The sequence below is a fragment of the Hydrotalea lipotrueae genome, assembly GCF_019249625.1.
Taxonomy (GTDB): domain Bacteria; phylum Bacteroidota; class Bacteroidia; order Chitinophagales; family Chitinophagaceae; genus Hydrotalea; species Hydrotalea flava.
Genome location: NZ_JAESDL010000001.1, coordinates 21,948 through 48,563, shown reverse-complemented (window position 1 = coordinate 48,563; position 26,616 = coordinate 21,948). Strand labels below are relative to the sequence as shown.

Annotated in this window: 24 protein-coding genes; 10 read left to right on the top strand and 14 right to left on the bottom strand. The window is 36.2% G+C overall.

Annotated elements, in window-relative coordinates:
• The first annotated feature begins 17 nt into the window (after positions 1–17).
• The 3 genes from JK139_RS00225 (at position 18) to sucC (ending at position 3,536) form a co-directional block, all read left to right on the top strand.
• The gene (locus JK139_RS00225) at positions 18–1,706 is read left to right on the top strand and encodes a S8 family peptidase (protein ID WP_074420845.1); all 1,689 of its coding nucleotides are present in this window, start codon (positions 18–20) and stop codon (positions 1,704–1,706) included.
• Positions 1,707–1,735: 29 nt separating this feature from the next.
• Complete coding sequence (locus JK139_RS00220) at positions 1,736–2,251, top strand: DinB family protein (RefSeq protein WP_074420844.1); 516 nt, start codon at positions 1,736–1,738, stop codon at positions 2,249–2,251.
• 73 nt (positions 2,252–2,324) lie between these two features.
• Positions 2,325–3,536 (top strand): ADP-forming succinate--CoA ligase subunit beta, encoded by a 1,212-nt coding sequence (gene sucC / locus JK139_RS00215; RefSeq protein WP_074420843.1) that lies wholly within the window; start codon positions 2,325–2,327, stop codon positions 3,534–3,536.
• Positions 3,537–3,594: 58 nt separating this feature from the next.
• On the opposite strand, the gene JK139_RS00210 is transcribed toward sucC, so the two are convergent.
• From JK139_RS00210 to JK139_RS00195, 4 genes are read right to left on the bottom strand one after another with little or no spacing between them, the layout of a single operon-like run.
• On the bottom strand, positions 3,595–4,224 hold the full coding sequence (locus JK139_RS00210; protein ID WP_218330308.1) for a SprT-like domain-containing protein: 630 nt from the start codon (positions 4,222–4,224) through the stop codon (positions 3,595–3,597).
• A 2-nt stretch (positions 4,225–4,226) separates the two neighbouring features.
• Complete coding sequence (locus JK139_RS00205; protein WP_218330307.1) at positions 4,227–4,631, bottom strand: hypothetical protein; 405 nt, start codon at positions 4,629–4,631, stop codon at positions 4,227–4,229.
• 1 nt (position 4,632) lies between these two features.
• Entirely contained in the window at positions 4,633–4,842 is a 210-nt protein-coding gene (locus JK139_RS00200) for a hypothetical protein (protein WP_074420840.1), read from the bottom strand.
• Positions 4,839–5,237, bottom strand: a complete 399-nt coding sequence (locus JK139_RS00195; RefSeq protein WP_074420855.1) for a hypothetical protein — start codon at positions 5,235–5,237, stop codon at positions 4,839–4,841. The genes JK139_RS00200 and JK139_RS00195 overlap by 4 nt, the downstream gene beginning before the upstream one ends.
• Before the next feature lie 103 nt (positions 5,238–5,340).
• Here JK139_RS00195 and porW point away from each other — a divergent pair, with 103 nt between their 5' ends.
• The gene (gene porW / locus JK139_RS00190) at positions 5,341–8,301 is read left to right on the top strand and encodes a type IX secretion system periplasmic lipoprotein PorW/SprE (protein ID WP_218330306.1); all 2,961 of its coding nucleotides are present in this window, start codon (positions 5,341–5,343) and stop codon (positions 8,299–8,301) included.
• Between the two features lie 63 nt (positions 8,302–8,364).
• Positions 8,365–10,785 (top strand): penicillin-binding protein 1A, encoded by a 2,421-nt coding sequence (locus tag JK139_RS00185; RefSeq protein ID WP_218330305.1) that lies wholly within the window; start codon positions 8,365–8,367, stop codon positions 10,783–10,785.
• A gap of 20 nt (positions 10,786–10,805) precedes the next feature.
• On the opposite strand, the gene JK139_RS00180 is transcribed toward JK139_RS00185, so the two are convergent.
• The 3 genes from JK139_RS00180 to JK139_RS00170 all read right to left on the bottom strand — a co-directional run bounded on the left by JK139_RS00180 (position 10,806) and on the right by JK139_RS00170 (position 13,926).
• Positions 10,806–11,462, bottom strand: coding sequence for a protein-L-isoaspartate(D-aspartate) O-methyltransferase (locus tag JK139_RS00180; RefSeq protein ID WP_074420837.1), 657 nt, complete (start codon positions 11,460–11,462; stop codon positions 10,806–10,808).
• Positions 11,463–11,633: 171 nt separating this feature from the next.
• Positions 11,634–13,361, bottom strand: coding sequence for a phospho-sugar mutase (locus JK139_RS00175; RefSeq protein ID WP_218330304.1), 1,728 nt, complete (start codon positions 13,359–13,361; stop codon positions 11,634–11,636).
• Between the two features lie 64 nt (positions 13,362–13,425).
• Positions 13,426–13,926: a phosphoribosyltransferase family protein gene (locus JK139_RS00170; RefSeq protein ID WP_218330303.1), complete on the bottom strand. Its 501-nt coding sequence runs from the start codon at positions 13,924–13,926 to the stop codon at positions 13,426–13,428.
• A gap of 250 nt (positions 13,927–14,176) precedes the next feature.
• On the opposite strand from JK139_RS00170, the gene JK139_RS00165 reads away from it, so the two are divergent.
• Positions 14,177–15,496, top strand: coding sequence for a (Fe-S)-binding protein (locus JK139_RS00165; protein WP_218330302.1), 1,320 nt, complete (start codon positions 14,177–14,179; stop codon positions 15,494–15,496).
• 16 nt (positions 15,497–15,512) lie between these two features.
• On the opposite strand, the gene JK139_RS00160 is transcribed toward JK139_RS00165, so the two are convergent.
• A complete protein-coding gene (locus JK139_RS00160) occupies positions 15,513–16,148 on the bottom strand; it encodes a LysE family transporter (RefSeq protein WP_218330301.1) in 636 nt (211 codons plus the stop codon).
• Positions 16,149–16,254: 106 nt separating this feature from the next.
• On the opposite strand from JK139_RS00160, the gene JK139_RS00155 reads away from it, so the two are divergent.
• The 4 genes from JK139_RS00155 to JK139_RS00140 all read left to right on the top strand — a co-directional run bounded on the left by JK139_RS00155 (position 16,255) and on the right by JK139_RS00140 (position 18,228).
• Positions 16,255–17,034 (top strand): (Fe-S)-binding protein, encoded by a 780-nt coding sequence (locus JK139_RS00155; RefSeq protein ID WP_074420833.1) that lies wholly within the window; start codon positions 16,255–16,257, stop codon positions 17,032–17,034.
• Between the two features lie 78 nt (positions 17,035–17,112).
• On the top strand, positions 17,113–17,295 hold the full coding sequence (locus tag JK139_RS00150; protein ID WP_218330300.1) for a hypothetical protein: 183 nt from the start codon (positions 17,113–17,115) through the stop codon (positions 17,293–17,295).
• Positions 17,296–17,344: 49 nt separating this feature from the next.
• Positions 17,345–17,863: a hypothetical protein gene (locus JK139_RS00145; protein ID WP_218330299.1), complete on the top strand. Its 519-nt coding sequence runs from the start codon at positions 17,345–17,347 to the stop codon at positions 17,861–17,863.
• Positions 17,863–18,228 (top strand): Spx/MgsR family RNA polymerase-binding regulatory protein, encoded by a 366-nt coding sequence (locus tag JK139_RS00140; protein ID WP_218330298.1) that lies wholly within the window; start codon positions 17,863–17,865, stop codon positions 18,226–18,228. The genes JK139_RS00145 and JK139_RS00140 overlap by 1 nt, the downstream gene beginning before the upstream one ends.
• Positions 18,229–18,275: 47 nt before the next feature.
• Here the strand turns inward: JK139_RS00140 and JK139_RS00135 are convergent, their stop codons facing one another.
• From JK139_RS00135 to JK139_RS00110, 6 genes are all read right to left on the bottom strand, one after another.
• Positions 18,276–19,349 (bottom strand): TlpA disulfide reductase family protein, encoded by a 1,074-nt coding sequence (locus tag JK139_RS00135; protein ID WP_074420853.1) that lies wholly within the window; start codon positions 19,347–19,349, stop codon positions 18,276–18,278.
• A 70-nt stretch (positions 19,350–19,419) separates the two neighbouring features.
• Positions 19,420–20,016: a bifunctional phosphoribosyl-AMP cyclohydrolase/phosphoribosyl-ATP diphosphatase HisIE gene (gene hisIE, locus JK139_RS00130; RefSeq protein WP_074418297.1), complete on the bottom strand. Its 597-nt coding sequence runs from the start codon at positions 20,014–20,016 to the stop codon at positions 19,420–19,422.
• 94 nt (positions 20,017–20,110) lie between these two features.
• Complete coding sequence (locus JK139_RS00125) at positions 20,111–21,013, bottom strand: class I SAM-dependent methyltransferase (RefSeq protein ID WP_074418292.1); 903 nt, start codon at positions 21,011–21,013, stop codon at positions 20,111–20,113.
• Between the two features lie 11 nt (positions 21,014–21,024).
• Entirely contained in the window at positions 21,025–21,603 is a 579-nt protein-coding gene (locus JK139_RS00120; protein WP_141676787.1) for a hypothetical protein, read from the bottom strand.
• Between the two features lie 9 nt (positions 21,604–21,612).
• Entirely contained in the window at positions 21,613–23,355 is a 1,743-nt protein-coding gene (locus tag JK139_RS00115) for a TonB-dependent receptor (protein ID WP_074420828.1), read from the bottom strand.
• A gap of 74 nt (positions 23,356–23,429) precedes the next feature.
• Positions 23,430–26,474: a tetratricopeptide repeat protein gene (locus JK139_RS00110; RefSeq protein ID WP_228733061.1), complete on the bottom strand. Its 3,045-nt coding sequence runs from the start codon at positions 26,472–26,474 to the stop codon at positions 23,430–23,432.
• Between the last annotated feature and the right edge of the window lie 142 nt (positions 26,475–26,616).

Here is a 26,616-nt window from a genome sequence, read left to right as displayed (position 1 = left end):
GCTTAAAATGCACCCCAATGAACAAACGTTATTGCTTCGCTTTATTAGTATCTATTTTTATCCATTCCACAGCTCCTGCACAAATGCGCAATGTACCTGAAGGCTGGCATTTGATGGATGCAACAAAAGACAAATACTATGGCATTAGTTTAAATGAAGCTTATCAATACCTGAAAGCCAATCACATCAAATCAACGCCCGTTATTGTAGCTGTTTTAGATTCTGGTGTAGATACCACCCATGAAGACCTGAAAGGCATTTTATGGCATAACCCCAAAGAAATTCCTGGCAATGGCATTGATGACGACCACAATGGATATGTAGACGATGTGTATGGATGGAATTTTCTAGGAAATAAAAATGGAGAAAATTTAAAAAAAGCCGGAGATGAACGATCCAGAGTATTTTATCAGTTTAAAAATAAATTTTCAGGCAAGAATATTGACACTACCCAATTCAGTCAAAAAGACAAATACGAATACCGAATTTGGAAAATGGCAGCCGATGAAATGAATAAAGGCAACGACGATCAGATGGAAATTGCTTTTTTAAACATCACCCTGAACTCTATCAAAAAACACGATTCTTTAATACAAAAAGAAATGGGCACTAAAGTATACAATTGTGCCCAGTTAGAAAGCTTTGAACCTACTACGCCTGAAGGAAAAAAAGCCAAATTCGGGTATCTTACTTTAATGAAAATGGTGGGAATTGATCCCGATGAAAAGAATACAGCAGTAATCAGCGAATTAAACGATTATATTGAAGGGAAACAGGATGCACTCAATGAAAAAGATACACCACCCATTAATTACCGTAGCAAAATAGTTCAAGACAATTATAACAATATTCAGGATAAATATTATGGCAATGCAGATGTAATGGGCCCAGACCCTATGCATGGCACGCATGTAACCGGCATTATTGCTGCACAGCGCAACAATGGCATTGGCATGGATGGCGTTGCAGACAATGTAAAAGTAATGATGGTAAGAGTTGTTCCCGATGGGGATGAATACGATAAAGATATTGCCTTAGGCATTTTTTATGCTGTAAATAATGGAGCCAAAGTAATCAATATGAGTTTTGGAAAATCTTATTCGCCCCAGAAATATTGGGTAGATAGCGCCGTAAAATATGCCGAGCAAAAAGATGTTTTAATTGTGCATGCTGCCGGGAATGAATCGGCAGATATAGATACAAAAGAAAATTATCCCAATCCTCATTTTCTATTTCAAAACAGTACAGCCAATAATTTTATTACAGTAGGCGCCAGCAACGACCCGTCAATGGGTCAGGGTATGGCTGCAGATTTTAGTAACTATGGAGGCAAAGAAGTAGATGTATTTGCCCCGGGTGTAAAAATATATTCCACCTTACCCAAAAAAAATGAATACGGCAATTTACGGGGAACCAGCATGGCAGCTCCTATTGTAACCGGTCTTGCTGCAATGATTCGATCTTATTTTCCGAATTTAACTGCAGTAGAAGTAAAACAAATTATCATGGCTTCTGTTCTGCATCCTGATAGCACACTGGCCGATTTTAAGCCCGGAACACAACAAACCATTCCTTTTGCAGCTCTTTCAAAAAGTGGGGGTATTATCAATGCTGCCCATGCAGTAAAACAAGCAGAAGATTTGGGAAGGAAATGGGCTGCAGAAAAATCGAGTGCCGATAAAAAAACCGCTACGCAACTGAAATAAAGATATTATTAACCCTACAATCATCGTATATGAGCAGACCACTCCCCGGAGAATATCCATCTTATTATGAAGATTACATTCAACAAACAGCAGGTTGCAATAACCTGAAAGAACTGGTTACAACATTCAGCCATTCCATTATTCAGTTCTTTTCAGGTATTCCGAAGGAGAAAGAAAATTTTATTTATGCTCCAGGCAAATGGACACCGAAAGACATCCTGCAACATATTATAGATACAGAACGTATTATGGCGTATCGCATGCTCACCTTTGCAAGATCAGACAACAAAAATTTACCCGGCTTTGATGAGCAATGGTACGCTGAAAGAGCGATTGCCAATAACAGAAGTTTAAAAAATTTGTTGGATGAATTTATTGCACTCAGGCAATCAACCGATTATTTTTTACAATCACTGCCGGAGCCAACGCTCTCATTATCGGGAACTGCTAATAATTATCCCCTAACTGTAAATGCCATCGGCTTTATCATTTTTGGGCATTTGCTCCATCATCAGCGGGTTTTAGAAGAAAAATACTTACAGTAAATATTTTTTTAATACCATAAATACCAGTATAAGCACTACAAAAACCTTAACTTCGCATCCTAAATAGTTACGTATGAATTTACATGAATTTCAGGCGAAAGAATTATTAAAAAAATACAATGTACCCGTTCAAGACGGTATGGCGGTAGATACAGTAATGGCTGCTGAAGAAGCATACAGACAAATTAAAACACAAACCAATAACAATTTTGCGGTTGTTAAAGCGCAAATACATGCCGGCGGTCGCGGAAAAGGAAAAATTGTAGGCTCTGAGCAAAGAGGAGTTGCCGTTGTCAAGAGTGCAGAAGATATTACCAATATTGCCAAAAATATTTTAGGTGGTACATTGGTTACCATACAAACAGGACCTGTAGGAAAAAAAGTGAATAAAATTTTTGTTGCTCAAGATGTTTACTATCCGGGCCCCAATCCTGTAAAGGAATTTTATTTATCGGTTTTGTTAGATCGTGCAAAAGGTCAAAATGTAATTATGTACAGCACCGAAGGCGGTGTTGATATTGAAGAAGTAGCCCACAAAACTCCGGAAAAAATATTTAAAGAATGGGTGCATCCTTCCGGTGGATTACTTCCTTTTCAGGCCAGAAAAATTGCCTTCAATTTTGGTTTAACCGGCGAAGCATTTAAAAATTGCGTAAAATTTGTAACCAATTTATACAATGCATATGTGGGATTGGAATGTTCCATGCTAGAAATTAATCCACTCTTCAAAACCAGCGATGATAAAATAATTGCGGTAGATTGTAAAATGAATTTGGATGATAATGCTTTAATGCGCCATTCAGATTTAGCGGCCTTACGCGACATTACAGAAGAAGATCCTACAGAAGTAGAAGCCGGCCAATACAACTTAAATTTTGTAAAATTAGATGGCAACGTTGGTTGCATGGTAAACGGGGCCGGATTGGCGATGGCTACCATGGATATGATTAAATTAAGCGGTGGTGAACCTGCCAACTTTTTAGATGTAGGTGGAACTGCCAATGCCCAAACCGTTGAGGCTGGGTTCAAAATCATCATGAAAGATCCCAATGTAAAAGCCATTCTTATCAATATTTTTGGTGGCATTGTTCGCTGTGATCGGGTTGCTGCCGGAGTAATTGAGGCTTATAACAAATTAGGCAATATTCATATTCCCATTATTGTTCGCTTACAGGGAACCAATGCGGCAGAAGCCAAAAAATTAATTGATGAAAGCGGACTGAAAGTTCAATCTGCCATTGAATTAAGCGAAGCTGCTGCTTTGGTAAAAAAAGCAGTTGCATAAATATAAATATATTTCAAATTATTGTAAACGTTGGATGGTTTTACTGTTCAACGTTTTTTTATTGTGCTGCATACAATTTCACTTCACAAATAGCGCTGAAAGCATACCTTAATCCCGATTGCACTTCCACACATTCATATCGCTTTCTTCGTTTATGCCCCTTTTTAAATAACCGGCCATTTTCAGTAATAAAAACTGCACCCTCCGGCACATGCGCCAACAGCAACACATCTGTTGTTGAAACTGTGTTATATTTTCGTAATACAATCAGCAATTCTGTTTCGCCATTTGCAGTAGCTGAAGGATTGCGAATGCTTTTCTGCAATGCCAATACAATATCTTCGGGAAATACCTGCTGTTCAGTAAAGCGAAGCAATAACTTGCTGTAAAATTGTTTCCATTCTTTACCATGTGGTTCTACCTTATGGCCAAAGATTTCAAATGTAAGTAAATGCGCCAATTCATGTAAAAGTGTTATCAAAAACTCATATTTATTCAAATTTCCATTAATAGTAATGGAATGATTCCTATGTTGCGATGCATGCCTGTAATCGCCCAATACCGATTTCCGTTTTCGGGTAATGGTTAAATGTACTTTATAGTGGTTTAGATAATCTGCAACAGGTTCAAAACAGCCTTCGGGTAAGAACTCTGCCAGTATATGCATTGGATGTTGCGTAACAGCCATATCTATTTGTTATTTCCATTAATTTTAGCCGCAATGTATACTTCTAAAAAAGTATACATCAAATACAAAACCATGCCAACAAAAACTGCATAAACACTTCTGTTTGGACCGGCTAATACCAAATATAAAATAGCAGCTCCTCCCAATACTAATAATTTCATAAGTGTTACCATCATTACATTACTTACTGATGCCATGGGTGTTTTTTTATGGGCCGCCTGTATATGCAAGGCAAGGCTCAAAATGCTGATTACAAATAAAATGCAATTGGCAGAAAATACTACCCACACATCTATTTGATGCGTATACATCATTTTTTTAAAGAAAATAAGCAAACTATTTACCGATACGAATAAAATAAATAAAGGCAAAATGTTTTTTGAGAAAGAAAAGGGGGTTTGTTGCATATTATTTTCTGCTTGTGTCTTTAATAACTTTTATAATTAAAACAATAATAACAATTAAAGGTAATAGCCAAACCAATAAAGGAATAGCGAATGAAAATTTTACATCCATCCACCAACCAGAATAAACTGAAATGGCAATGGCAATAATCAGTTCGCCGGTTAATGTAGCATATTGAAGCAATAATTTCTTATTATCTGGCTGCTCGCTCATTCTTTAATTAACTCTTGTTTAGGAATTATTAAACTGGCGGTATCTTTCTGTGCAGGCATATTACCCGAAAGCACTTTTTTCAGATTTTCTAAATACTGATCTTTATATTGAATAGATTTCTCTAATGAATCGGTACGCATTTGCAAAAGTTGTAATTCTGTTCTGCTTTCCCTTGAACCATAACCGGGAATGTAATATTTTAGCGGGGTAAAAACAATCAGCGCTACCGTTAAACTAATCAATAAAACAAATGCAGTACTAAAAACAACATATACACTTAAACGTGATAATTTAAAAGTTACCAGCTCTTCATAAGTATCATCATTAATTAATACAAGCCGGTACTGATTTCTTAATCGTTTAAAAGTGTTAGTTTCAAAAGTTTGTTTTGCCATGCTACAAAATAAGGTTAAAGGTACATAACAAGGGCTGTTTTGCCACATTTATTAGAAAATAACTGTACTTTTAAACAGTTTAGATTTGTGTTGAATTATGCCTATGAAGCAGAAGTATTTTTTGATGTGGTTCCTTTTCTTCCCTGCCCTGCTGTTTTACCAGACCAAGGTATGGGGACAACCCAATACTACCATTAATTTAGATAAAGAAAAACCCGCTCAATACCAGGATCGGCAACTGGCTTCTGAAAAAACAGGCGAAAAAAAAATAGGATTTGTAAAGCGTACTTATCAGGATATGGTAAGCCATTACAACTATTTTTTTAATGCCAACAATAAATTAAACCATATTATTGAACTGGCACAACAAATGCATACGGATGATTATAGTAAACTTCTGCCATTCTATAATTACAGCCTTTCGGTTACTGCTTTAGATAAGCGGGATATTGATTCCATTATTTACAAGTGTTATGCAGGTATTCTGTTACATGATTTAAGATCTGACTGGGTAGATGATTTTTATTTGTTGCTGGGCAAAGCGTATTTACTACGACAAAATTTTGATTCTGCCGCAACTGTTTTCCAATACATCAATTACATATATGCGCCAAAAGATGATGGATATGATATTCCAATAGGTAGTAATGTAAGTAACCAACAAGGTATTTTTACCGTTGCAACCAATGAAAACAGAAGTCTGCTGAAAAAAATTATCAAAAAACCAACCACCCGGAACGACAGCTTCATCTGGCAAATCAGAAATTATATAGAAAGCAACCAATTAGACAAAGCCACCGGTTTAATAGCTATTTTAAAAGCTGATCCCTTCTTTCCGAAAAGATTAGAAAAAGATTTGTTTTTGCAGCAAGCTTATTTGTTTTATAAACAAAATATTCACGACAGTGCTGCTACCTATTTAAGCAAATCCATTTCAGAAGCTTCCAATAAACAGGAACAGGCAAGATGGGAGTTTTTAACCGGCCAGCTTTTTCAATTGGCACATCAAAACAAACCTGCCATCCAGGCATTTGAAAAAGCCATCCATCATACCATTGATCCCTATCTGGAAGTGTATGCCCGCCTGAATATTGTGGCACTTTCTGATACTGCAAATGGCAATCATTCATTGCAAAACAATTTGAAACAATTGTATCAATTGGCCAGAAGAGATAAATATGCTGATTATCGAGATATTATTTATTATGCTGCAGCTTCGCTTGAAATTAAACAACAGCATTTTAAAGAAAGTATCAATAATTTATTGAAAAGCATTGCATTCAGTGTTAACAACCCGGCACAAAAGCAAAAAAGTGTGTTATTACTGGCATCAACAGCCTACAATATCCGCCAATATCCGCTTGCTTCATTATATTATGACAGTGTGCAGGTTAATCAGTTAGATTCTTCCCTGCAAAATGAAATTACTAACCGAAAAAAAGCTTTAAAAATTATTACGAAAAATCTGGCATCGCTCCAATTACAGGATAGTTTATTGCAACTAAGTAATTTGAATGAAGCGGCGCGGCTGGCTGCTGTAAAAAAATTATACCGCCGATTACGCAAAGAGCAAGGCCTGGCAGATGAAAGGGAAGAAATTGATTTTGGCAGTACCAATTCCACCACAAACGCAGCAAGCAGTGGCTTATTTGGCAGTACCACCACGAATAGTGCCAGTGATTTTTATTTTGCCAATACTGCACTTAAAACACAAGGTTACAAAGAGTTTAAACAAACATGGGGTAACCGGCCCAATGTAGATAACTGGCAACGTCAATCTGCTATTAACAACAGCATGCGGTTGAACAATAACAATGTAACCACAACAACCAATGCAACTCCCGAAGCCGTTAAAACCAATGCTTCTACTGCCTTAACCTTGAAAGGAATGCTGGAAAATGTTCCACTTACCGAAAAGCAAATTGGAGATACACATAATACAATTATTGACGACTTATATAAAAATGCGCAAACTTTCCAAAACGATTTAGAGAAATATCCTGACGCAGTAGATGCTTATGAAACCCTTATGAAACTGTATCCGGAAAACAAATATGAAGAGCCCGTTTTATTCAATCTGCTATACTGTTACAACCAATTGGGTTTATTGGCAAAATCAGATTCAGTAAGAAAAAAATTAATGCTTGCTTTTCCGAATGGCATCTATGCTGAAAAAATAAAAAATACAGGTAAACCCACCATTCAAGACAAAGCAACAGCACAATACGAACATATTTATGATTTGTTTATTGAAGGAAATTTTAAGCAGGCATTAGCAGAAAAAGAGCAGGCCGATAAAATATTTGGGAAAAATTACTGGGGCCCGCAATTAATGTACATTCAGGCCGTATACGATGTAAAACAAAAAAATGACAGTACTGCCATCCAAACTTTGGAAGCATTGGTACACCAGTTTCCCCAATCGCCAATGGTTGAAATGGCCAATACCCTCATTAGCGTAGTAAAGCGTAGAAAAGAAATTGAAAATTATTTAACCAATTTGGTGATTGAAAAAAATGAAGACAATGTTGTGGGCAATATTGACCTACACCCGGCCACCATTGCAAAAGCACCTGTTAAAAAAATAGTAGATACTGTATCAACACAAATCCATAAACAATTAGATACCACTGCATTGGTTCAGGTACCCGTTAGCAATCCGGTAATACAGGCTGTAAACAATTATGCATTCAATCCGGCCGATTCGCAATACATTGCGGTAATATTACATAAAGTTGATCCCGTTTTTGCCAGTGAAGCCAGAAATGCATTTTACCGTTTTAACTTAGAAAAATTTTATACACTACGTTTAAAAGTTACCGGAGAAAAATTAAATGATTCAACCACAATTGTACTAATTGGCCCATTTGAAAATGCCGGAGATGCAGTTGAGTATTTAGATAAAACCCGCCCAATGGCTACCGGTAGAATTATACCCTGGCTTAAACCCGATAAATATGCTTTTAGTATGATTAGTCCTTTAAACTTACAGTTGTTGCATACTAAAAACAATATTACAGATTATATTCAGTTTATGAAAAACACTTTACCCGAGAAATTTTAACTACTTGGCAGGGTAACATCTGCCGTAGATGCTTAGTTTTACAACCTTAACCATACCTTGTTTATGTTGCGTTCAGTAAAAATATTTTGGAAAGCCTTTTTTATAGCTGTTGCTGCTTTTATTTTATTTCTCCTGCTTTGTAATTGGGGCGTTTTCGGAAAAATGCCCTCTATTGAAGATATTCAAAATCCTTCAGCCTCATTATCCAGTCAGGTATATGCGCAAGATGGTACCTTAATGGGTAAATATTATTTAGAAGATAGAGTAAATGTTGATTATAAAGATATTAGCCCCAACATTGTTCATGCATTGGTGGCAACTGAAGACCAGCGTTTTTATGAGCATAGTGGCATTGATTTTATTTCTTTATTGCGTGCTTTAAAAGGATTAGGCCGCGATGGCGGGGCCAGTACTATTACTATGCAAACAGCCAAAAACTTATTTACTGAAAACTGGGCAACCCGAAATTTTTTACTCCGTGCCATACAAAAAGTTAAAGAGTCAATCATAGCCGTAAAATTGGAAAGAAATTTTACCAAAGAAGAAATCATTAATCTGTATTTGAATACCGTTGCTTTTGGCGATAATGTTTTTGGCATTCGCAATGCCGCTAAAACCTTCTTTCAAAAAGAGCCGGATCGGGTAAATGTAAATGAAGCAGCCGTTTTGGTGGGCATGATTAATGCGCCTACGTTATACAATCCCAGACGTAATCCCAAACAGGCTTTAGAACGCCGTAACCTGGTTTTAAACAGAATGGTTACCAATGGTTATTTAACAGCACAGGATGCGGCAAAAATTAAAATGGAACCTATTGAATTAAATTATAAAAAATTAGATGAAACAACAGGTTTGGCTCCTTACTTCAGAATGATTCTGGGCGAGTACATGAAAGTATGGTGCAAAAACCACAAAAAAAGTAATGGTGATGAATATAATTTGTATACAGATGGTTTAAGAATTTATACAACCCTCAATCCACGTATGCAAATCTATGCCGAAGAAGCAGTAGCCAAACACATGAGCTACATGCAGCAAATTTTAAATCAACAAACCAACATAAAAAAAGGAACTGTATGGGATGGGCATCAAAACATTTTAGAATCGGCCATGAAACAAAGTGACCGCTGGCGTAATTTGAAAAAAGATGGAATGAATGATGCAGACATAAGAAAAACATTTTTTGTGCCTACACAAATGCGGGTTTTTGCCTGGAATAATAACCGGGAAAAAGATACGACCATGACGCCAATGGATTCTATTAAATATTCCCGCCAAATGATGCAGGCCGGTTTTATGGCATTAGACCCTTTAAGTGGTGAGGTTCGTGCATGGGTAGGTGGCATTGATTTTAAAACCTTCAAGTTTGATCATGTGAATTACAATACCAAACGGCAGGTGGGCTCTACTATTAAACCATTATTGTATAGTTTAGCTATTGAAGATGCCGGTTTTACACCAAATACAATTGTGCAGGATGTTCAACAAAGTTTTGGCGCATATGGAATGGTGCCTGCTACTTCTACCTCTTGCACCGGAGCCTCTATTCCTATGGCACAAGCCCTTGCATTTTCCAGAAACTGTGCCACTGCTTATATTATGAAGCAGTTAGATCCCAAGGGCAATAATGCAGCCATCCGTTTTGTTGATTTTCTAAAAAACAAGTGCGGCTTACAAACCAATATAGAACCACACCCCTCCATTGCTATTGGTGCATGCGAAATTTCATTGTATGAAATGATGCAGGCATACAGCATGTTCCCGGGAAGAGGATTCAATGTAAAACCACTATTTATTACCCGTATTGAAGATAGAAATGGCAATGTATTGGAAAATTTTGCACCCATTAGAAAAGAAGTTATCAGCGACATTACTGCTTATTCTGTTATTAAAATGATGGAAGGCGTGGTTGAATTTGGTACAGCCCGTGGCCTTAAAATGCAATTTGATGTTAGTGGGAATATTGCTGGCAAAACGGGAACTACCAATGATAACAGCGATGCCTGGTTTATGGGCTACACACCGCAATTATTAGCAGGTGCCTGGGTAGGTTGCGATGATCGATTTATACACATCAATAGTAGTAGCTATAATGGGCAGGGTGCACGTGCTGCCATGCCTATTTGGGGTTATTTTTATGAAAAAGTTTTGAAAAATGCAAACATTTTAGGCATTGATGCAAATGTTGACTTCTCTAAACCGGAAGGTATGGCCAACGACATTGAATTGGATTATACCAATCCCACACCCAATGTGCCTATTGGTGTTGAGGGCGACCAGCAATTAATGGGAAATGGCACCTCTCAGGATTATGTACCAGCCGATATTAAACCGGAAGATCTGGCACCCGAATCACAAATAGATACCAATAAATTACCGGGATTATCTCCCAATAAAAAAAATAATAATACACCAAAATTACCTGCTCATCAGCAACCCATTCCAAAAGCTATTTTGCCCAAAAAAGTAGGAGGAAATCATTAATGTAATTAAGAAAACAAATTTTAAATATTTTTTCCGGTTAACATGGGAACAAAAGAAAATAAATCAAAAGATTCTTCTTTGCAGGCATCGGCAAAAACTTTGGTAATGCGCAGCATTCTTTGAGAAGCACCTTCATCAACAGGTATTACCATTATTCCGCCTACTTTTAATTGTTCTATTAGTTTAGGAGGAATAAATGGCGCCGCTGCTGTGATGAGAATTTTATCGAAAGGTGCAAAAGTTGGCAGGCCTTCAAAGCCATCGCCAAAAAAGCATTTGATATTGGGGTATTTATTTTTAAAACTAAACTGCTTATTTAAATCAAATATTTTTTTCTGCCGTTCAATAGTATACACCCAGGCACCCATTTCTGCCAATACACAAGCCTGATACATACTACCGGTACCAATTTCCAATACTTTATCCGATTTTTTTATTTGTAATAATTGTGTTTGATATGCAACTGTATAAGGTTGAGAAATGGTTTGACCTTCAGCAATGGGAAATGCACGGTCTTCATAAGCAATTTTATCGAAAGCAGAATCTAAAAAATAATGACGTGGTACATTTTGTAACGCTAATAAAACAGCCTCATCGGTAATACCTTTTTGTTTTATCAGTTCTACCAACTGTTTACGCAGTCCTTTGTGGCGATAAGTATCTTCAAACTTTCTCATAAACCATACAAAGCTAATAGTATCGGCACATTTTAAAGCATAAATTCATTACATGGGGAAATTAAAATGCCGTGCATTTTTTTTGCACAGCATTTTAAGAAAAGTTGTTTAAGAAACTGCTTCACTTTTATGGAATATTTGTTCACACTGTAAAAGCTGCAGTTAAGCGTATTAAGACAATTGCATGGATGCAATGATACCCGAAATTTTTTGCTTCAGTTCTTCAAACTTTTTGTCAAATTCATTTTTATTGGGAAGCGTAGTATGTACACTAAAATAGAATTTTATTTTAGGTTCCGTACCCGATGGCCGGGCCGAAATTTTGCTGCCATCTTTAGTAATAAATTGCAGCACATTGCTTTTAGGTAGTTGAATTGCCCATTGCTCACCTGTTAATAAATTAGTGCCTTTTTGTAATTCATAATCTAACAATGTTACTACCTGACTATTGTTAATGAATTTAGGTGGATTAGATCGGTAACCTTCCATCATTGCAGCAATCTCTTTCTGGCCATCCATTCCCTTTTTGGTAATACTGATTAGGTTTTCATAATAAAAACCATATTGCATATACAGTTCAATCAATTTATCAAACAAGGTTTTACCTTGTTGTTTTTCATAAGCTGCCATTTCACATAATAAAGCTACGGCACTGATGGCGTCTTTATCACGTATCTGGTTGCCAATCATTAATCCAAAACTTTCTTCGCCACCAATTACATAGTTTTCTTTACCTTCTTTTTCTTTTATTAGTTCGGCAATCCATTTAAAGCCTGTTAATACATTGTAGTAAGCTACATTATTTTGACGGGCAACTTCATTAATCATTTCAGTGGTTACAATTGTAGTGATCACCATATCATTGGGCTGTGCAATTCCCTTTTTTCTTCGGGCTTCAATCAAATATGCAAAAGCAAGTACTGCAGTTTGGTTGCCATTCATTAATATCCATTCTCCTTTGTGGTTTTTTACACCAACACCTACCCTGTCTGCATCCGGGTCGGTACCTAACAAAATATCTGCATCTAATGCTTTTGCTTTTTCAAGGCCCATTCGCATGGTTTCACTTTCTTCCGGATTGGGATAAGCAACTGTAGGAAAATTGCCATCGGGTGTGGCTTGTTCTTCCACAATATGTACATTGGTAAATCCGAATGCCGATAATGCAGCAGGTACTAATTTAATACCACTGCCATGTATGGGCGTATAAACAATTTTAAGGTCTTTTTGCTGTTGTATTACTTCCGGATACACACTCAGGCTTTTCACCATTTTTAAATATTGTTGATCCATCTCTGCGCCAATTATGGTAATATTGGCATTACCTCCACTCCATTTCACATCATCAATACTTTGGATGGCTTCCACCTCTTTAATTACGTTTTTATCGTGTGGTGGTACCAATTGGCCGCCATCATCCCAATAGGCTTTATAACCGTTGTACTCTTTTGGATTATGTGATGCGGTACATACCACGCCTGCATTACAGTGTAAAGAACGAATTGTAAAACTCAGTTCTGGTGTTGGGCGTAAATCTTCAAACAAAAACACCTTAATACCATTGGCTGCAAAAACCTGTGCTGTTGTTTCGGCAAAAAAACGGCTGTTGTTTCTACAATCATGTGCAATGGCTACCCGTATGGTTTGGTTTGGATAGGTTTTCATCAAATAGTTGGCAAAACCCTGTGTAGCCATTCCAACCGTATATTTATTCATTCTGTTGGTACCCACACCCATAATGCCACGCAGGCCACCGGTACCAAACTCCAAATTTTTATAAAAAGCTTCCATCAGCTCATTGGGATGGTGGTTAATCAATTCCTGTACTGCATTTTTTGTATCGGCATCGTATTTTCCGTTCACCCAACTCCGGGCTTTTTCTAAAATAGCTGTATCCATGTTATATTTTTTAATGATGAAATTTTGGCAATTGAATATGCTGCACTATGATAGAAAAAATGGGTTATAACAAATAAGCTCCTATTATTTGATGATCATCCATTTCCACAACAATATGTTCCTGAAGTGTAGTAGCAAGAGAAAGGCCAACATAATCGGGTTTTATCGAAAATAATTTATGCATTCTTTCTATCAATACCATGGTTTGTATACGTTTAGGGTATTGTTGCAATAATGGTTTTAATGCATACAACAAAGTTCTGCCCGTATTGGCCACATCATCAATTAACAAAATACATTTGCCATTTGCAGAAAATGGAACATCTAATTTTATTTCTTCAGGTTTTTGTTTATTCATGGCAATACCATTTACTTCCACTATTTGCTGAAAATAGGGTTGTATAAGTGTAGCCATCATATTTGCCATTATATAGCCATTGTTCCGTATACCTATCAAAACAATATCTTCTGGTTCATCCCCCAAATTTTCGGCCACTTCTAATGCCAGCCGCTCTAATTTGAATTGAATAATTTGTTGCGATAATATTTCCTTCTTTTCTTTCATTCGCCCTGAATTTAATGCATTGTGATTTTTATCAATCAATTCTTATGAAAAACTGTATACGCAATCTGTTGTTCAAAATTCGAATTAATTTGTTGGAATTAGCTTTTCCTAAAAAATATTTTTTAAAATATTTCTGTAATGCTTTCATGAACCAGAAAGGCCAATTATTGTATTATCTGTCATAAATGTATGATTTATTGCGTTAACTATATTCACTTAACTATTAATTTAGCATTACAAGAAAACCACTATGCATATTATTTCACAACTTGTTTTCATATTAATACTGGCTGCAGGCATATATCTTTTTTCTGCAAAAGTAATCTATATCAGAAAAAATATTTTAATGGGAAGAGATGAGTCTCGAAACGACCAGCCTAAATTACGTTGGCGCAATGTTTTATTGTTAGCATTTGGGCAAAAAAAGATGTTTAAAAACCCCTTAGTGGCAGTGATGCATTTTATTATTTATGCAGGTTTTATCATTATTAATATTGAAGTGCTCGAAATTATATTAGATGGAATTTTAGGAACCCACAGGCTTTTTGCAGAACCACTTGGCTACATCTATACACTGCTGATTAATGTATTTGAATGCCTTGCTGTTGGCGTTATAGCTGTTTGTATTATTTTTCTTATCAGAAGAAATATTTTACATATTCAGCGTTTCATGAGTAAAGACCTAAATGGATGGCCAAGAAGCGATGCCAATTATATATTAATTACCGAAATTATATTAATGAGTCTCTTCCTCACCATGAATGCAACAGATACCCTCCTGCAAAACAGGGGTTATGGGCATTATGCTGAACATTTAACCGGTAATTTTTTGTTTTCAGGAAGTCTGCAATCACTTTTTAACGGGCTATCTTCTGAACAGCTTGCCACTATTGAACGAAGTGCCTGGTGGTTGCATATTGTTGGTATTATTGCATTTTTAAACTATTTGCCTTATTCTAAACATTTGCACATACTTTTGGCATTCCCCAATGCATATTATGCCAGTTTAGAGCCTAAAGGCAAAATGCACAATATGCCCGACATTCAAAAAGAGGTACTGTATGCCATGCAACCGGAATTAATACCTGCCAATGCTCCGCAAGCAACAGCCCATAAATTTGGTGCCAGAGATGTGATGGATTTAAGCTGGAAAAACCTGTTAGATGCTTATGCCTGTACAGAGTGTGGCCGTTGCACTACCGCATGTCCTGCTAATATTACCGGCAAATCACTCAGCCCCAGAATGATTATGATGAAAACCCGCGACCGTTTGGAACAAGTGGGCCAAAAAAGCAAGGCCATGCAAAACTGGCAGGATGATGGAAAATCATTGCTGCACGATTATATTACGGAAGAAGAATTAAGAGCTTGTACAACCTGTAATGCATGTGTAGAAGAATGTCCGGTAAGTATTTCACCACTCGATATTATTTTGCAAATGAGAAGATACCTGATTATGGAAGAAAGCAATGCACCACAAGAGTGGAACAGCACATTCAGCAATATTGAAAATAATTTTGCACCCTGGAAATTTTCGCCGGAAGAAAGAGACCAATGGGCCAAAGATTAGTGTTATTATTATTATATTACAACATAGACAAAAACAACATTCTGTATAATTGAATCATTGCCGCAAATAAGAAAACAATACCCATAATAATATTTAAAGTTCGGGCACCGGCATTCATTTTCTTAATCAGCCAGTTGCCACCATGCATGTAAAATGCCAGTCCCGTAATCGTTCCAATGCCACATCCAATGGTAAATACGTTTAATGAAAGTGTATTTGCTTGCAGAATTTTTGCATTTATTAGATAGGTGCTCCATATAAACCAAAAAGGTATTTGTGCAGGATTCAAAGCACTCATACTCATGCCTAATACGAAGCGGTTCAACTTATTTTGCAGTAATATGTTTTTTTCATTCGCTTTATTTTTAATTACCATTACAAAACTAATAATAGCAAATAAAAGAAAAAAAACAACTGCTAACCATCCTATAATAGTAAACAATAATTTGTGTGCGTATACCCACTGTACACCAACCAATACCAGCCTTAAATAAAGAATTTCAATCAATGCAACACCAATGGCATAGCGCCAGGCATTTTTAAAACTTTCTAAAATAGCAATATGGGTAGCAGTAATGCTCATGGTACCTAATGGCAATTGACCCAAAAAACTAACAAGCCAACCCATTAAAAGTATAAATAAAAAATGCATGCAAAAAAGTTAGTACAGTAATGCTTTTTAAAACAGTGAAAATAACATGTTTATTCAAAATAACCACTCAAAATAAATTTACAGTACATTCGTAAAAAGGTTATGTATGAAGGTACCTGTAATGGCAGATTTAGCTGCAAATGGAACCATCCCCGAAATATTATTCTGGGTAGGTTGCTCCGGCAGTTTTGATGTTCGGGCACAAAAAATTACCCGTGCATTTGCCTCTATTTTAAATAAACTCAATATTCAATTCGGTATTCTGGGGAAAGAAGAAGCCTGCACAGGCGATCCGGCACGCAGAGCCGGCAACGAATTTTTATTCCAAATGATGGCATATAACAATATCCAAATATTAAATGGATATGGCATTAAAAAAATTGTGACTACCTGCCCTCATTGCTTTAATATTTTTAAAAATGAATATCCGGAATTGGGTGGAAGCTATGAAGTAGTGCACCATACCGTTTTTTTACAACAACTGATTGATACCGGTAAAATAGTGATGAAAGAAGGTGGCCCTTTTAAAGGAAAAAAAATTACTTACCATGATAGTTGTTATTTGGGGCGTGCCAACGGCATATATGAAGCCCCAAGAAAAGTTTTAGAGGCATTAGATGTTGCACTAACCGAAATGAAACGCTGCGGCAGTAAGGGTTTATGTTGTGGAGCGGGTGGCGCACAAATGTTTAAAGAAGATGAGCCCGGCAATAAGAGAATTAATATAGAACGAACCGAAGAAGCACTGCAAACCAATGCCAGCATTATTGCAGCAGCCTGTCCGTTTTGTAATACCATGATGACTGATGGTGTAAAAAACAAAGAAAAGGAAACAGAGGTTCAGGTATTAGATATTGCTGAATTAATTGAGCAATCGATGGTATAATCAGGCAAAGCGCAAACCATTTATCAGGCATTTCATCATACTTTCATGTAATTACACTTCAATTTTAAAAAATTTTTGATGGCTGCCATCATTTTATTTCCAATACTGCTGTTTATGGATGCAGCACATGATTGGTTATTTCATGAATGGGATGTGCATGCTTTATTTTCAACAGAAAACATGCTATTTAAAGGAATTGTGGCGGGTATTGGCGGCTATTTTTATGTTGTGCTTACCCAAAGAAAGAACACTGAAAGTTAAAATAAAATACTTAGGCTTAAATATGAGCAGGTTATAATAATTTTGCAGCATGAATACGCAAGTTGAAAACTTTATTCCCGCTGATTTTTCAGATCATTCAAAAGTTTGGGTATATCAATCCAGCAGATTGCTCACCATTCAGGAGGCCATGCAATTAGAACCATTGCTTTCAAATTTTACAAAGGAATGGCGCAGTCATGGTGATCCGGTTAAAGGATATGCCAATTTATTATACGGCCAGTTTATTGTATTAATGGCAGATGAAACCTATACGCAGGTGGGTGGTTGCAGCACCGATTTCAGCGTGCACTTTATTCAACAAATAGAAAAACAATTCAACATTCAATTGTTTAACCGCCAGATGCTGGCTTTTATTATTAAAGACAAAGTGGAGTTATTGCCTTATTCACAACTGGAATATGCCATACAAAACGGTTTTATCAATCAGCATACCCTTTATTTTAATAATCTGGTTGCAACCAAGAAAGAGCTGATTCAAAACTGGATAATTCCGGCAGGTAAAAGCTGGCTGGGCAAACGTTTCTTTAACCTCCAACCCGCTTCATAATGTTGTATCAGGTATATGGTATACCCAATTGTAATACCGTAAAAAAGGCATTAAACTGGCTAACAGTGCACCATGTGCCACATACCTTTCATAACTTCAAAAAAGAGGGTATTGCTGTATCCGTTATAAAAGAATGGAGCAGTCAGGTGGGTTGGGCTGTTTTATTGAACAAACAAGGTACTACCTGGAAAAAATTAGATACATCCATACAGGAAACCATAACTACTGAACAGAAAGCCATAGCCCTCATGCAACAATCAGTCAGTATTATTAAACGACCGGTGATTGTAAAAGATGGTACCGTTGTAGTGATAGGATTCAATGAAACACTTTATCAGCAAATTTTTAATTCCAAAACTTATTAGCACTTTTTTTTAACAAAAATGAACATAGTGTTTATTTGGTAAATAATTTATTGAATTACTTCTTCTAATTTTTGTTTCAGTTGTTCACTTCTCAGCCCTCTGGCAATGATTATTCCATTGGGATCAATCAACATATTATCTGGAATGGATTCAATATGGTATAAACGGGCAACTGCGTTATTCCAAAATTGCAAATCACTTACATGTGTCCAGGTTAAACCATCATCATGAATAGCTTTTATCCAATTATCTTTTTGTTGATCTAATGACACACCTAAAATGGTAAAATTTTTATTTTTAAATTCATTGTACACTGCAACAACGTTCGGATTCTCCATACGGCAAGGCCTGCACCAACTGGCCCAAAAATCAACCAACACATATTTTCCTTTAAAAGATGCAAGTGATACGGGTTGATTGGCAGTATCGTTTTGTGTAAAATTAATGGCCTTAGTTCCAATTGCACCCACTTTTGCAGCTGCTACTGTTTGAGCAATTAATTTTCCATAAAAACCATCTTTGGCTGTTGGTGCCAATTGATTGTATTTATTTTCCAATTCATCCGGACCTGAAAAAAGAGGGTTTACTGCATATACCACAAAAGCACTTACCTGTGATGCAGGTTTTTGTTTGATAAAGGTATCTACCTGCCGAATCACCATATTTTTATACACCCCAAAAGAAGTAATGAGTGAGTCACGCTTTTCGCCGGGTTTTTCGGCATTAATGGCGGTTACTAATTTGGCTAATTTTTCTTTGAGCGGATTAAATCCTTTTAAATACTGCACATAATCGTTTTGCAAAGCAGAACCTGAAAAAACCAAATCTTTTAAATGTTTTACATCGCCATTTACAAATACCTGATCATTCTGCATAAACACTTCAGGTGTTTCATTGTACCCAATAAAATTTAATTGATAGATATCGGCATTTTCAAGATCGCCTTTTAAAGTAAAACGACCATTTTTTGAATAATCTTCAGCAATTGATTTTCCGGTTGCCCCGCTTACCAAAAATACCAGCGTGCTATCTTTCAAGCCTTTCACATCACCTTTCATCACAAAACCTTTTTGTGCAATAACACTAAAAGGTAACAACATAAATAAAATTAATTTTTGCATAAATGCGTTTATTTTAAAATTCAAATTAACCAACAAAAATATATTTGAACATTTGAATGAAATGCTTCATTTATTGTGCATGTCTTTCCTGCAACACTTTTATAACATCTTTTAACGAATAATTTTTAGCAGCCAGCAGCAGTAAATAATGAAACAACAAATCGGCAGATTCGTTTAAAAATAGTGTTTCATTGTTGTCTTTTGCTTCTATTACCATTTCTACAGCTTCCTCGCCAACTTTTTGTGCAACTTTATTAATGCCTTTTCCTATCAATCGGGCTACATAAGATACTTCAGGTGAAGTCTGACTTCTTAAACGAATGACCTCTTCCAGATACAATAAAAAATTGTCTGAATGGTTCTTTTCACTCCAACAAGTATCGGCACCGGTATGGCAAACGGGCCCATTGGGTATTACCTTTATAAGTAAAGTATCATTATCACAATCGGGTGTAATGCTCTTTACATCCAAAAAATGGCCACTCTCCTCGCCTTTTGTCCATAATCGTTGCTTACTTCTGCTATAAAATGTTACTCTTCCGGTTTGTTCTGTTTGCTGGTAGGCTGCTTCATTCATAAACCCAAGCATTAATACTTTAAGGGTATTGTAATCCTGAATTACTGCGGGCACTAATCCATCACTGTATTTTTTAAAATCAATTTGCATGTGTAATCTATCTAAATGAATCTTATTTTTCAGTCTTTGCAAAATTACCTATAAATACCCGATTGAAAATGCAACAACTTACTTAAATGCTGTTTTAATTTAGCTTTTCCAATACATAAATAACTGAACTGCACATTTTAACATCCTGCCACATTTTAAAAGCAGAGCGTAAACCTATCCAGCCTGCATTCATAAGGTTGGTGCTTCCATGTTTATATTTTTCGCTTAACAAAGCCACATAAAAACTATCGAAAGGCATAGAGCGGTATTGTAGAATTTTAAATTGGCTTTGAGCAGCCAAAACTGCCATGCTTTCCGGAGAAAAATGATACAAATGGCGCGGCACATCATAAGCTGCCCAATATTGCTGATAATAAGCTGCATCGTAAGATGTATAATTAGGTACAGCAATCACTAATTTGCCATTGACAGTTAACGACCGATAAAAAATTTGCATATATCCATGCAAATCATGCACATGTTCTAAAACATGCCAAAGCGTAATAATGTGAAAAGATGCCGGAGAAATTTGGTACAAATATTCAGGTAAATGAAAGTTGAGTTTGAATTTTGAGGCTGCAATGTTTCTGGCTCCTGTATCTACTTCAACCCCACTCACCTGCCAACCCGCCTGTTGCATAGTGAATGCAAAAGCTCCTGTACCGGCGCCAACATCTAAAATTGTTTTGGCTGCACCGGCTGATAATTGCTCAATAAAATTTCTTTTTCTTTTTAATGTAATAGAACGAACAGAATGGTATAGCTGATTGATGAACCCCTTTTTGGTATCACTATGCGAAATATAACTGTCCGATTGGTAATAGGCAGCAATTGCGGAAAGATCGGGTACATCCTGTGTAAACCGGCCATTACAGTGGTTGCAATGCCAAATTGCAAACAGCTCATGCGATACGGTAAAATCTTCAGCAAAAAAGGAAGGTTGAATTGATGCACTGTTACAAATAGGACAATGGGTATAGTGTATTCTGTGGTTCATTCAATCAAAAATTACAAAAATGCAATAAATAGTGCAGCCAAACCAATCACCGTTAAAATAATGGCATAAATCCACCATTTATCTTTTGTTTCATTTTCAATAGAAGACTCTGCCTCGGTTGCTAAAGTTTCCGCAGCAGGAATATTATCTAAAATTGAAATGGGCTTTGATGTGGAAGGAGGAACAGCAGTTGTAATATGCATGTGGCTAAACGAAATATTTTTTAATAACCTATTGTTTTGGGGAACCGGCCTGAAAAACACTTCCCCATCCGGATTGAGCAGTAAAGTACCTATACCCGGCAATAAAGCGCCACCTTGTTGCAACTGCTCTTTTAAATGATACACAAATTCAGTGAATTGTTGAATGGCCACAACTTCCGAAATATTTAATTGTTGGGCAACGGTTCGGTAAAAGGCATGATCGGCTTCCATCGTTTCGGGTACAAAACTGATTTGATGTACCGGTGGGTGTACCGTTTTTTTTCCCCAATCAACAGAAGGCGCTGTTCTTATCAATTGAAAACAACCTATGCCCGGTATGCCCAAACGTTGATGCACCATTAAATATGGGAACAAAAGTTCATTCATCTGGTTTCATTAATGGAACGAATATACGATTCCTCCCAGAACATTAAAGCCCAAAACCTGGTATTGACTCCAACGTTGGTATTTATTATTAAAAATATTATTGAATTGTAGCCATATATTCAGGTTTTTATGCACTGCAAATTCGGCACCGGCATTCAAATCAATTGCAGCGGGTAATTTGCGGGAGGCAAGGGAAACGGGGTCACGGTATTGTGCTCCATCCCATAAAAATAAATCAGACTTCAACGAGAAATCTTTGGTGAGTTTATAAAGTAGAGTTCCGGTAACATCTAAAGGCAATAAACCCCAGGGCTTATCATACACCTGTTGCTGGGTATATTGGGTATAATCTATTCCGGCAATAAAAGACAATTTTTCCTGATCGGTGTAAGTAATTTCGCCATGCAATTTTAAAGCCTGCAATTTTGGTTCATTCAACACCACAAACCCCTGCGATTTTCCTGCAGCAGTATCATTAGCAAATAAGGGCTGGTTATCGATTTGTAGGAAAGAGACTTTTGCCAGGTAAGTGAAATGTTTGCCTGCATTACCTTTTAATCCTGCATATTGTTCCGTGAATTTTGTATTCAATAAAGTAGTAGGCTGTTCAATAAACGGATTAAAAGCAGCCAGACTCTGGTAAGTATTTTTATGAAAGTATCCCTGCCATCCTGCCAATAATATCAACCGATTTTCTGCAATATTTGCCTGAAGGGTAATGTCGGGTAGCAAAGAGAACTGACTATTGTCCCAACTTGGCTGCATACCAGCTTTAATTTGCACATTGGGTACTTTAAACTCTAAAGCTGGTGCCACATAAAACAAATTATTGTTGATAGTAGTGGTATTCAGTGTTTGCAAGTGTGTAATATCGGCCAAACCTGTTACATGAAACGTAAGCAGTTTGCCCAATGTTTTACTGATGGGGGCTTTGATGATAGCATTCATTTCATTGGCCTGGCGATTATCAAAAAAAGAGGAGAATCCTACCTCGGGATGATAAGCAATACCATAATCGTTTGGCATGGTAGTTTCCAAACCTAAATTACCACCAATGGTATTAAACTGCTGCTGCAACTGATCTTTAGTATAATTATTGCTTCCGGTAAATCCATATAAATATTGTGTACTGTTATCAAAATAAATTTTTCCGGTTAACTGTTGCTGATTGGGTAATGCAAAAACACCATTGGCATCAATACCGCCCTTTGTAAAATTTTGATAAGGTAAATTACCTTTTGAAGAAGTATATTTTCCATGCAATAAAATGGCCGATTTTTGTCCATCGCCCAATGCAACACCTGCTTCTGCATAAGGTGTAGCATAGTTCCCATAACCTACTTTAATATATCTGTCTTTATTCCAGTGCAGAGCAGTATCTACCATTAATGCCAGCGGTTTAATAGCTACAGGATGATAAGAGAAGGTTAAATTTTCTGCAGGAATACTATACATTAAAGGTATTATTGATACTTCAGCAGGTGCAGTTGCAGCCGTTAAATTTATTTTAGCAGCACTTCGCAAAGAAGGTTTAAAAACGGAAGTAACCACAACCACTTTAGGGGCAGTAGTATCCAGCAATGAAGCCACAGAAATTACTGTTTTTTGAGCACTTGTTACCGGTTTTACAATGGTTTGAACAGAATGTATAACTTTTTTATGTACCGCAGTTTTTTTTGCAACGGTATGCTGTTTGCTTTTTGCTTTTTTCTGGAAAGCATGATGACGTGAGGCCAATGCAGATTGCAGCATACTACAAAAAACAAAGGTTGTAAATAATATATTCAGACAATATTTTTTCATCATCATTTGATTGATTAAATGCATTACTGATTGGTTTGTGGTAATTTATTTTTTGCAGCCTGAACCATTGCCAGTTTTTGTACTGCAATGTTTTTTAATGCTTCAATGGTTGCATTTTCGGCAACACTTTTAAATGTAGCTTCAGCGTTAAACAAATCATTCTCTTTAAAATATATATCGCCCAATAACAGGTAACTGTCGGTTACCCAATAATCATAAGAACCATATTTTTTAATCACTTCAAAAGCAGCTTTTTCAGCAGCCGGTAATTGATTTTGCAGGCATAATATCTGAGCAATTCTATATTGCGCTTCGGCACTGTATTCTGATTTGCCTAATTTAATAACCTGTTGATAAACATTTGCCGCTTCTGTTAATGAGCTATCTGCCTGAAAATTTTTAGCTACAATCATATTGGCTATCATCCGGTCATCTTCTGCAGCACCTTTTTCCTGTAGTATATCCTGTGCATTGGCTACTGCAGCTTTCCATTGTTGTAATTTATACTGGCAGCGCAATAAACCACGCATAGCTTCTAATTTGTTTTCCTGTTGTGTTGCAATAGACTTTAGTTGTTCATAATAAGATGCCGCTTTTGTATAATCTTTTACATCAAAATATTCAATACGGGCACATTGCAGTACACTTCTTTCTGCATAAATATTGGGAGCCTTTGCAGCTATTGCAGCATAATAAGGCAAAGCCTTTTGCGGATCTTTATTAACAAGATAAATTTCTGCTGTAAAATAATTGGCTTCAATATTATATTGTCCATCGGGAAATTTTGCCAGATAATTGGTAAACCCTTTCATTGCCGCAGGCAAATTTCCGGCATCATAAAAAAGTTGCGCTGAACGGTAGGTCAATGAATCTTCTTCACTATACGATACCGGCTTGCCGTTTTGTTTCATGAACGCAACAAAAGCATCGGGCTGATGATTTTCTAAAAATATATTCCGAATGTACTCTATTGCCTCATCACTTTCAGGCGAATTGGGATAGTGAGAAACCAATTGTGTAAATTGCTGCAATGCCTGATTATTTTCATTTAAATTAAAGGTGCAAACGCCTAATTTTAAATATATTTTAGGCCACAAGGCAGTAGCTTCATTATTTTGCAAAATGGCTTGTAAATATGGAATAGCTGCACTGAAATTTTCAGCAGCCATATAAGTATTAGCAATTTCAAAATTGGATTCATTGGCTAGGTCAGAATGCGAATATTGTTTCACCAAACTTTGTAATAAACTAATTTTTTCATTGTTCTTATTATATGCGCCTGCAATGATGGCTTTCTGATACAGTGCATAATCGGCACCCTTCGCATTCATATCAATAATTTTATCATAAATAGCCAGTGCCTGTTTGTAATTTCTATTCATAAAATAACAATCACCGGAACGGATGTAAGCATCTAATTCAATGGGTGTTGGATTGAAAGATATATTACGGGCAACCTGTTGAAAGTTACTCAGCGCTTCACTGTACATTTCTTTTTTCAATAAAGCATAACCCAAATTATAATGTGCATTCACCGGATTTACTTCACCCAATACTACCGGATTTTTTAAATAAGCATTATCGTATTGTATAGCCTGATCAATATTCCCATTCCGATAGGCAATTTCGCCTTTCCAGAAATAAGCATATGGTAACTGCGTTTCATTATAAGGCACTTGTAAAATGCGGGTAAGCAATGCATCGGCTTCATTGGTATGCTGATCGTTCAGTAACTCTACTGCCCTTCCGTATAAAATTCGCGGATATATTTTTTTTACATTTTCACTTTGTACTGGCAAACTTTCAAACAATAACAATGCATCTTTATAATTACTGGTATTGGCTAAAACACTGACTTCAATTTCTTTTGCTTCCTGCATATAAGGCGATGAAGGATAGTTATTGATGAAATTTTCCAGTTCGCGTTGGGCAATATCAAAATATCCCAATTCATAACTTAATTTGGCATAATTAAATATAGATACCTGTTTTTGAGTTGGATTGGAATTGTTGGTAGCACAAAATAAAAAAGCGTTTCTGGCATTGGCCTTCTGGCCTGTTTTTAAAAATGCATCGGCCAATAAATACATGCTATTTTGTGCCAGCGAATCTTCTTTACCGCCCAACTGCTTAAATCCTGGAATACTTTGCTGATAGTTTCCGGTTGCATAATAGCAGTACGACAATTCATAAACATCCTCACGATTAGGCGTTGGCGTAGCGTTAATGTAAGCTTCTAAATAAGGCCTTGCTCTCTCATAATCTTTTTTATCAAAATACAAATGCCCTATCAATTGCTTGAGCTGCAACTCGTAGTATTGATTACCGGTTAACAATGCAGCTTCAGCATACAGTAACGCTTTATCATAATTTTCATTAAAATAATAAATTTCTGCTATATAAAATGGAATAATATTTTTATAAGTTTTATTTTTTTCGATAATGGTAAAAGCCTGTAATGCAGCACTATAATTTTTGTCATAAAAACAAATAAACCCATAATAATAATTGGCATCAATATAATTAGGGTCTGATTTTATTTGTCTGATTACATCAAATAATGGCTTGGCTTCTTTAAATTTTTGCAAAGTAAAATAAGCGTAGGCCATATGAAACTTTAAAGCAGAAATTTGGTTATTGCTTAAATTTTCGATACCTGCTTTTTGATAGTAGGTAAGTGCATCGGTATAATTTTTTTGTTGAAAGAAATATTCTGCTAAATAAAAACTCATCATTTGTACCAAAGGTGTGCTCGTTTCTAAACTAACAAATTCTATGGCCTTATTAGCTGCACCTGAACTTTTTAAGTGTAATTCACAAATAATTACATAAAATTTTATTTGTTCCTGAATGGCGGCATCTATTAATGTAGCGCCATATTCGGGCTTTTGCAAATTTTTAAAAACAGGATAAGCCAAACTATATTCATCATTTTGAAAATATTCTTTAGCCTGTTTAAATTGTGTGGTGGGGTCGTTGTTCATTTTAGTAGCCTGTGCATATAAAGAAGATGCGGCTAAGCTAAACAACACAACGAAAGTATATTTTTGTATTAAACGCATATGCATGAAACGTGTATGATGAGCAAAGATTATGTTATGAATCTTAAATAAAAGTAAAATCAGCCTAAAGTTACTACCCGCATACTGTAACCAAATACCATTCCATAATTTGTGGATAAAGAGTAAAGCTTAATACCTTTACCAACAA

What these genes read in the sequence shown, in the direction of transcription:
- JK139_RS00200 (WP_074420840.1), bottom strand. Translation starts at nt 4,842, where the DNA reads ATGAGCGAGCAGCCAGATAATAAGAAATTATTGCTTCAATATGCTACA.
- sucC (WP_074420843.1), top strand. Translation starts at nt 2,325, where the DNA reads ATGAATTTACATGAATTTCAGGCGAAAGAATTATTAAAAAAATACAAT.
- JK139_RS00210 (WP_218330308.1), bottom strand. Translation starts at nt 4,224, where the DNA reads ATGGCTGTTACGCAACATCCAATGCATATACTGGCAGAGTTCTTACCC.
- JK139_RS00165 (WP_218330302.1), top strand. Translation starts at nt 14,177, where the DNA reads ATGCATATTATTTCACAACTTGTTTTCATATTAATACTGGCTGCAGGC.
- porW (WP_218330306.1), top strand. Translation starts at nt 5,341, where the DNA reads ATGAAGCAGAAGTATTTTTTGATGTGGTTCCTTTTCTTCCCTGCCCTG.
- JK139_RS00115 (WP_074420828.1), bottom strand. Translation starts at nt 23,355, where the DNA reads ATGCTGCAATCTGCATTGGCCTCACGTCATCATGCTTTCCAGAAAAAA.
- JK139_RS00175 (WP_218330304.1), bottom strand. Translation starts at nt 13,361, where the DNA reads ATGGATACAGCTATTTTAGAAAAAGCCCGGAGTTGGGTGAACGGAAAA.
- JK139_RS00220 (WP_074420844.1), top strand. Translation starts at nt 1,736, where the DNA reads ATGAGCAGACCACTCCCCGGAGAATATCCATCTTATTATGAAGATTAC.
- JK139_RS00140 (WP_218330298.1), top strand. Translation starts at nt 17,863, where the DNA reads ATGTTGTATCAGGTATATGGTATACCCAATTGTAATACCGTAAAAAAG.
- JK139_RS00125 (WP_074418292.1), bottom strand. Translation starts at nt 21,013, where the DNA reads ATGAACCACAGAATACACTATACCCATTGTCCTATTTGTAACAGTGCA.
- JK139_RS00195 (WP_074420855.1), bottom strand. Translation starts at nt 5,237, where the DNA reads ATGGCAAAACAAACTTTTGAAACTAACACTTTTAAACGATTAAGAAAT.
- JK139_RS00120 (WP_141676787.1), bottom strand. Translation starts at nt 21,603, where the DNA reads ATGAATGAACTTTTGTTCCCATATTTAATGGTGCATCAACGTTTGGGC.
- JK139_RS00205 (WP_218330307.1), bottom strand. Translation starts at nt 4,631, where the DNA reads ATGCAACAAACCCCCTTTTCTTTCTCAAAAAACATTTTGCCTTTATTT.
- JK139_RS00180 (WP_074420837.1), bottom strand. Translation starts at nt 11,462, where the DNA reads ATGAGAAAGTTTGAAGATACTTATCGCCACAAAGGACTGCGTAAACAG.
- JK139_RS00185 (WP_218330305.1), top strand. Translation starts at nt 8,365, where the DNA reads ATGTTGCGTTCAGTAAAAATATTTTGGAAAGCCTTTTTTATAGCTGTT.
- hisIE (WP_074418297.1), bottom strand. Translation starts at nt 20,016, where the DNA reads ATGCAAATTGATTTTAAAAAATACAGTGATGGATTAGTGCCCGCAGTA.
- JK139_RS00135 (WP_074420853.1), bottom strand. Translation starts at nt 19,349, where the DNA reads ATGCAAAAATTAATTTTATTTATGTTGTTACCTTTTAGTGTTATTGCA.
- JK139_RS00155 (WP_074420833.1), top strand. Translation starts at nt 16,255, where the DNA reads ATGAAGGTACCTGTAATGGCAGATTTAGCTGCAAATGGAACCATCCCC.
- JK139_RS00150 (WP_218330300.1), top strand. Translation starts at nt 17,113, where the DNA reads ATGGCTGCCATCATTTTATTTCCAATACTGCTGTTTATGGATGCAGCA.
- JK139_RS00170 (WP_218330303.1), bottom strand. Translation starts at nt 13,926, where the DNA reads ATGAAAGAAAAGAAGGAAATATTATCGCAACAAATTATTCAATTCAAA.
- JK139_RS00225 (WP_074420845.1), top strand. Translation starts at nt 18, where the DNA reads ATGAACAAACGTTATTGCTTCGCTTTATTAGTATCTATTTTTATCCAT.
- JK139_RS00145 (WP_218330299.1), top strand. Translation starts at nt 17,345, where the DNA reads ATGAATACGCAAGTTGAAAACTTTATTCCCGCTGATTTTTCAGATCAT.
- JK139_RS00110 (WP_228733061.1), bottom strand. Translation starts at nt 26,474, where the DNA reads ATGCATATGCGTTTAATACAAAAATATACTTTCGTTGTGTTGTTTAGC.
- JK139_RS00160 (WP_218330301.1), bottom strand. Translation starts at nt 16,148, where the DNA reads ATGCATTTTTTATTTATACTTTTAATGGGTTGGCTTGTTAGTTTTTTG.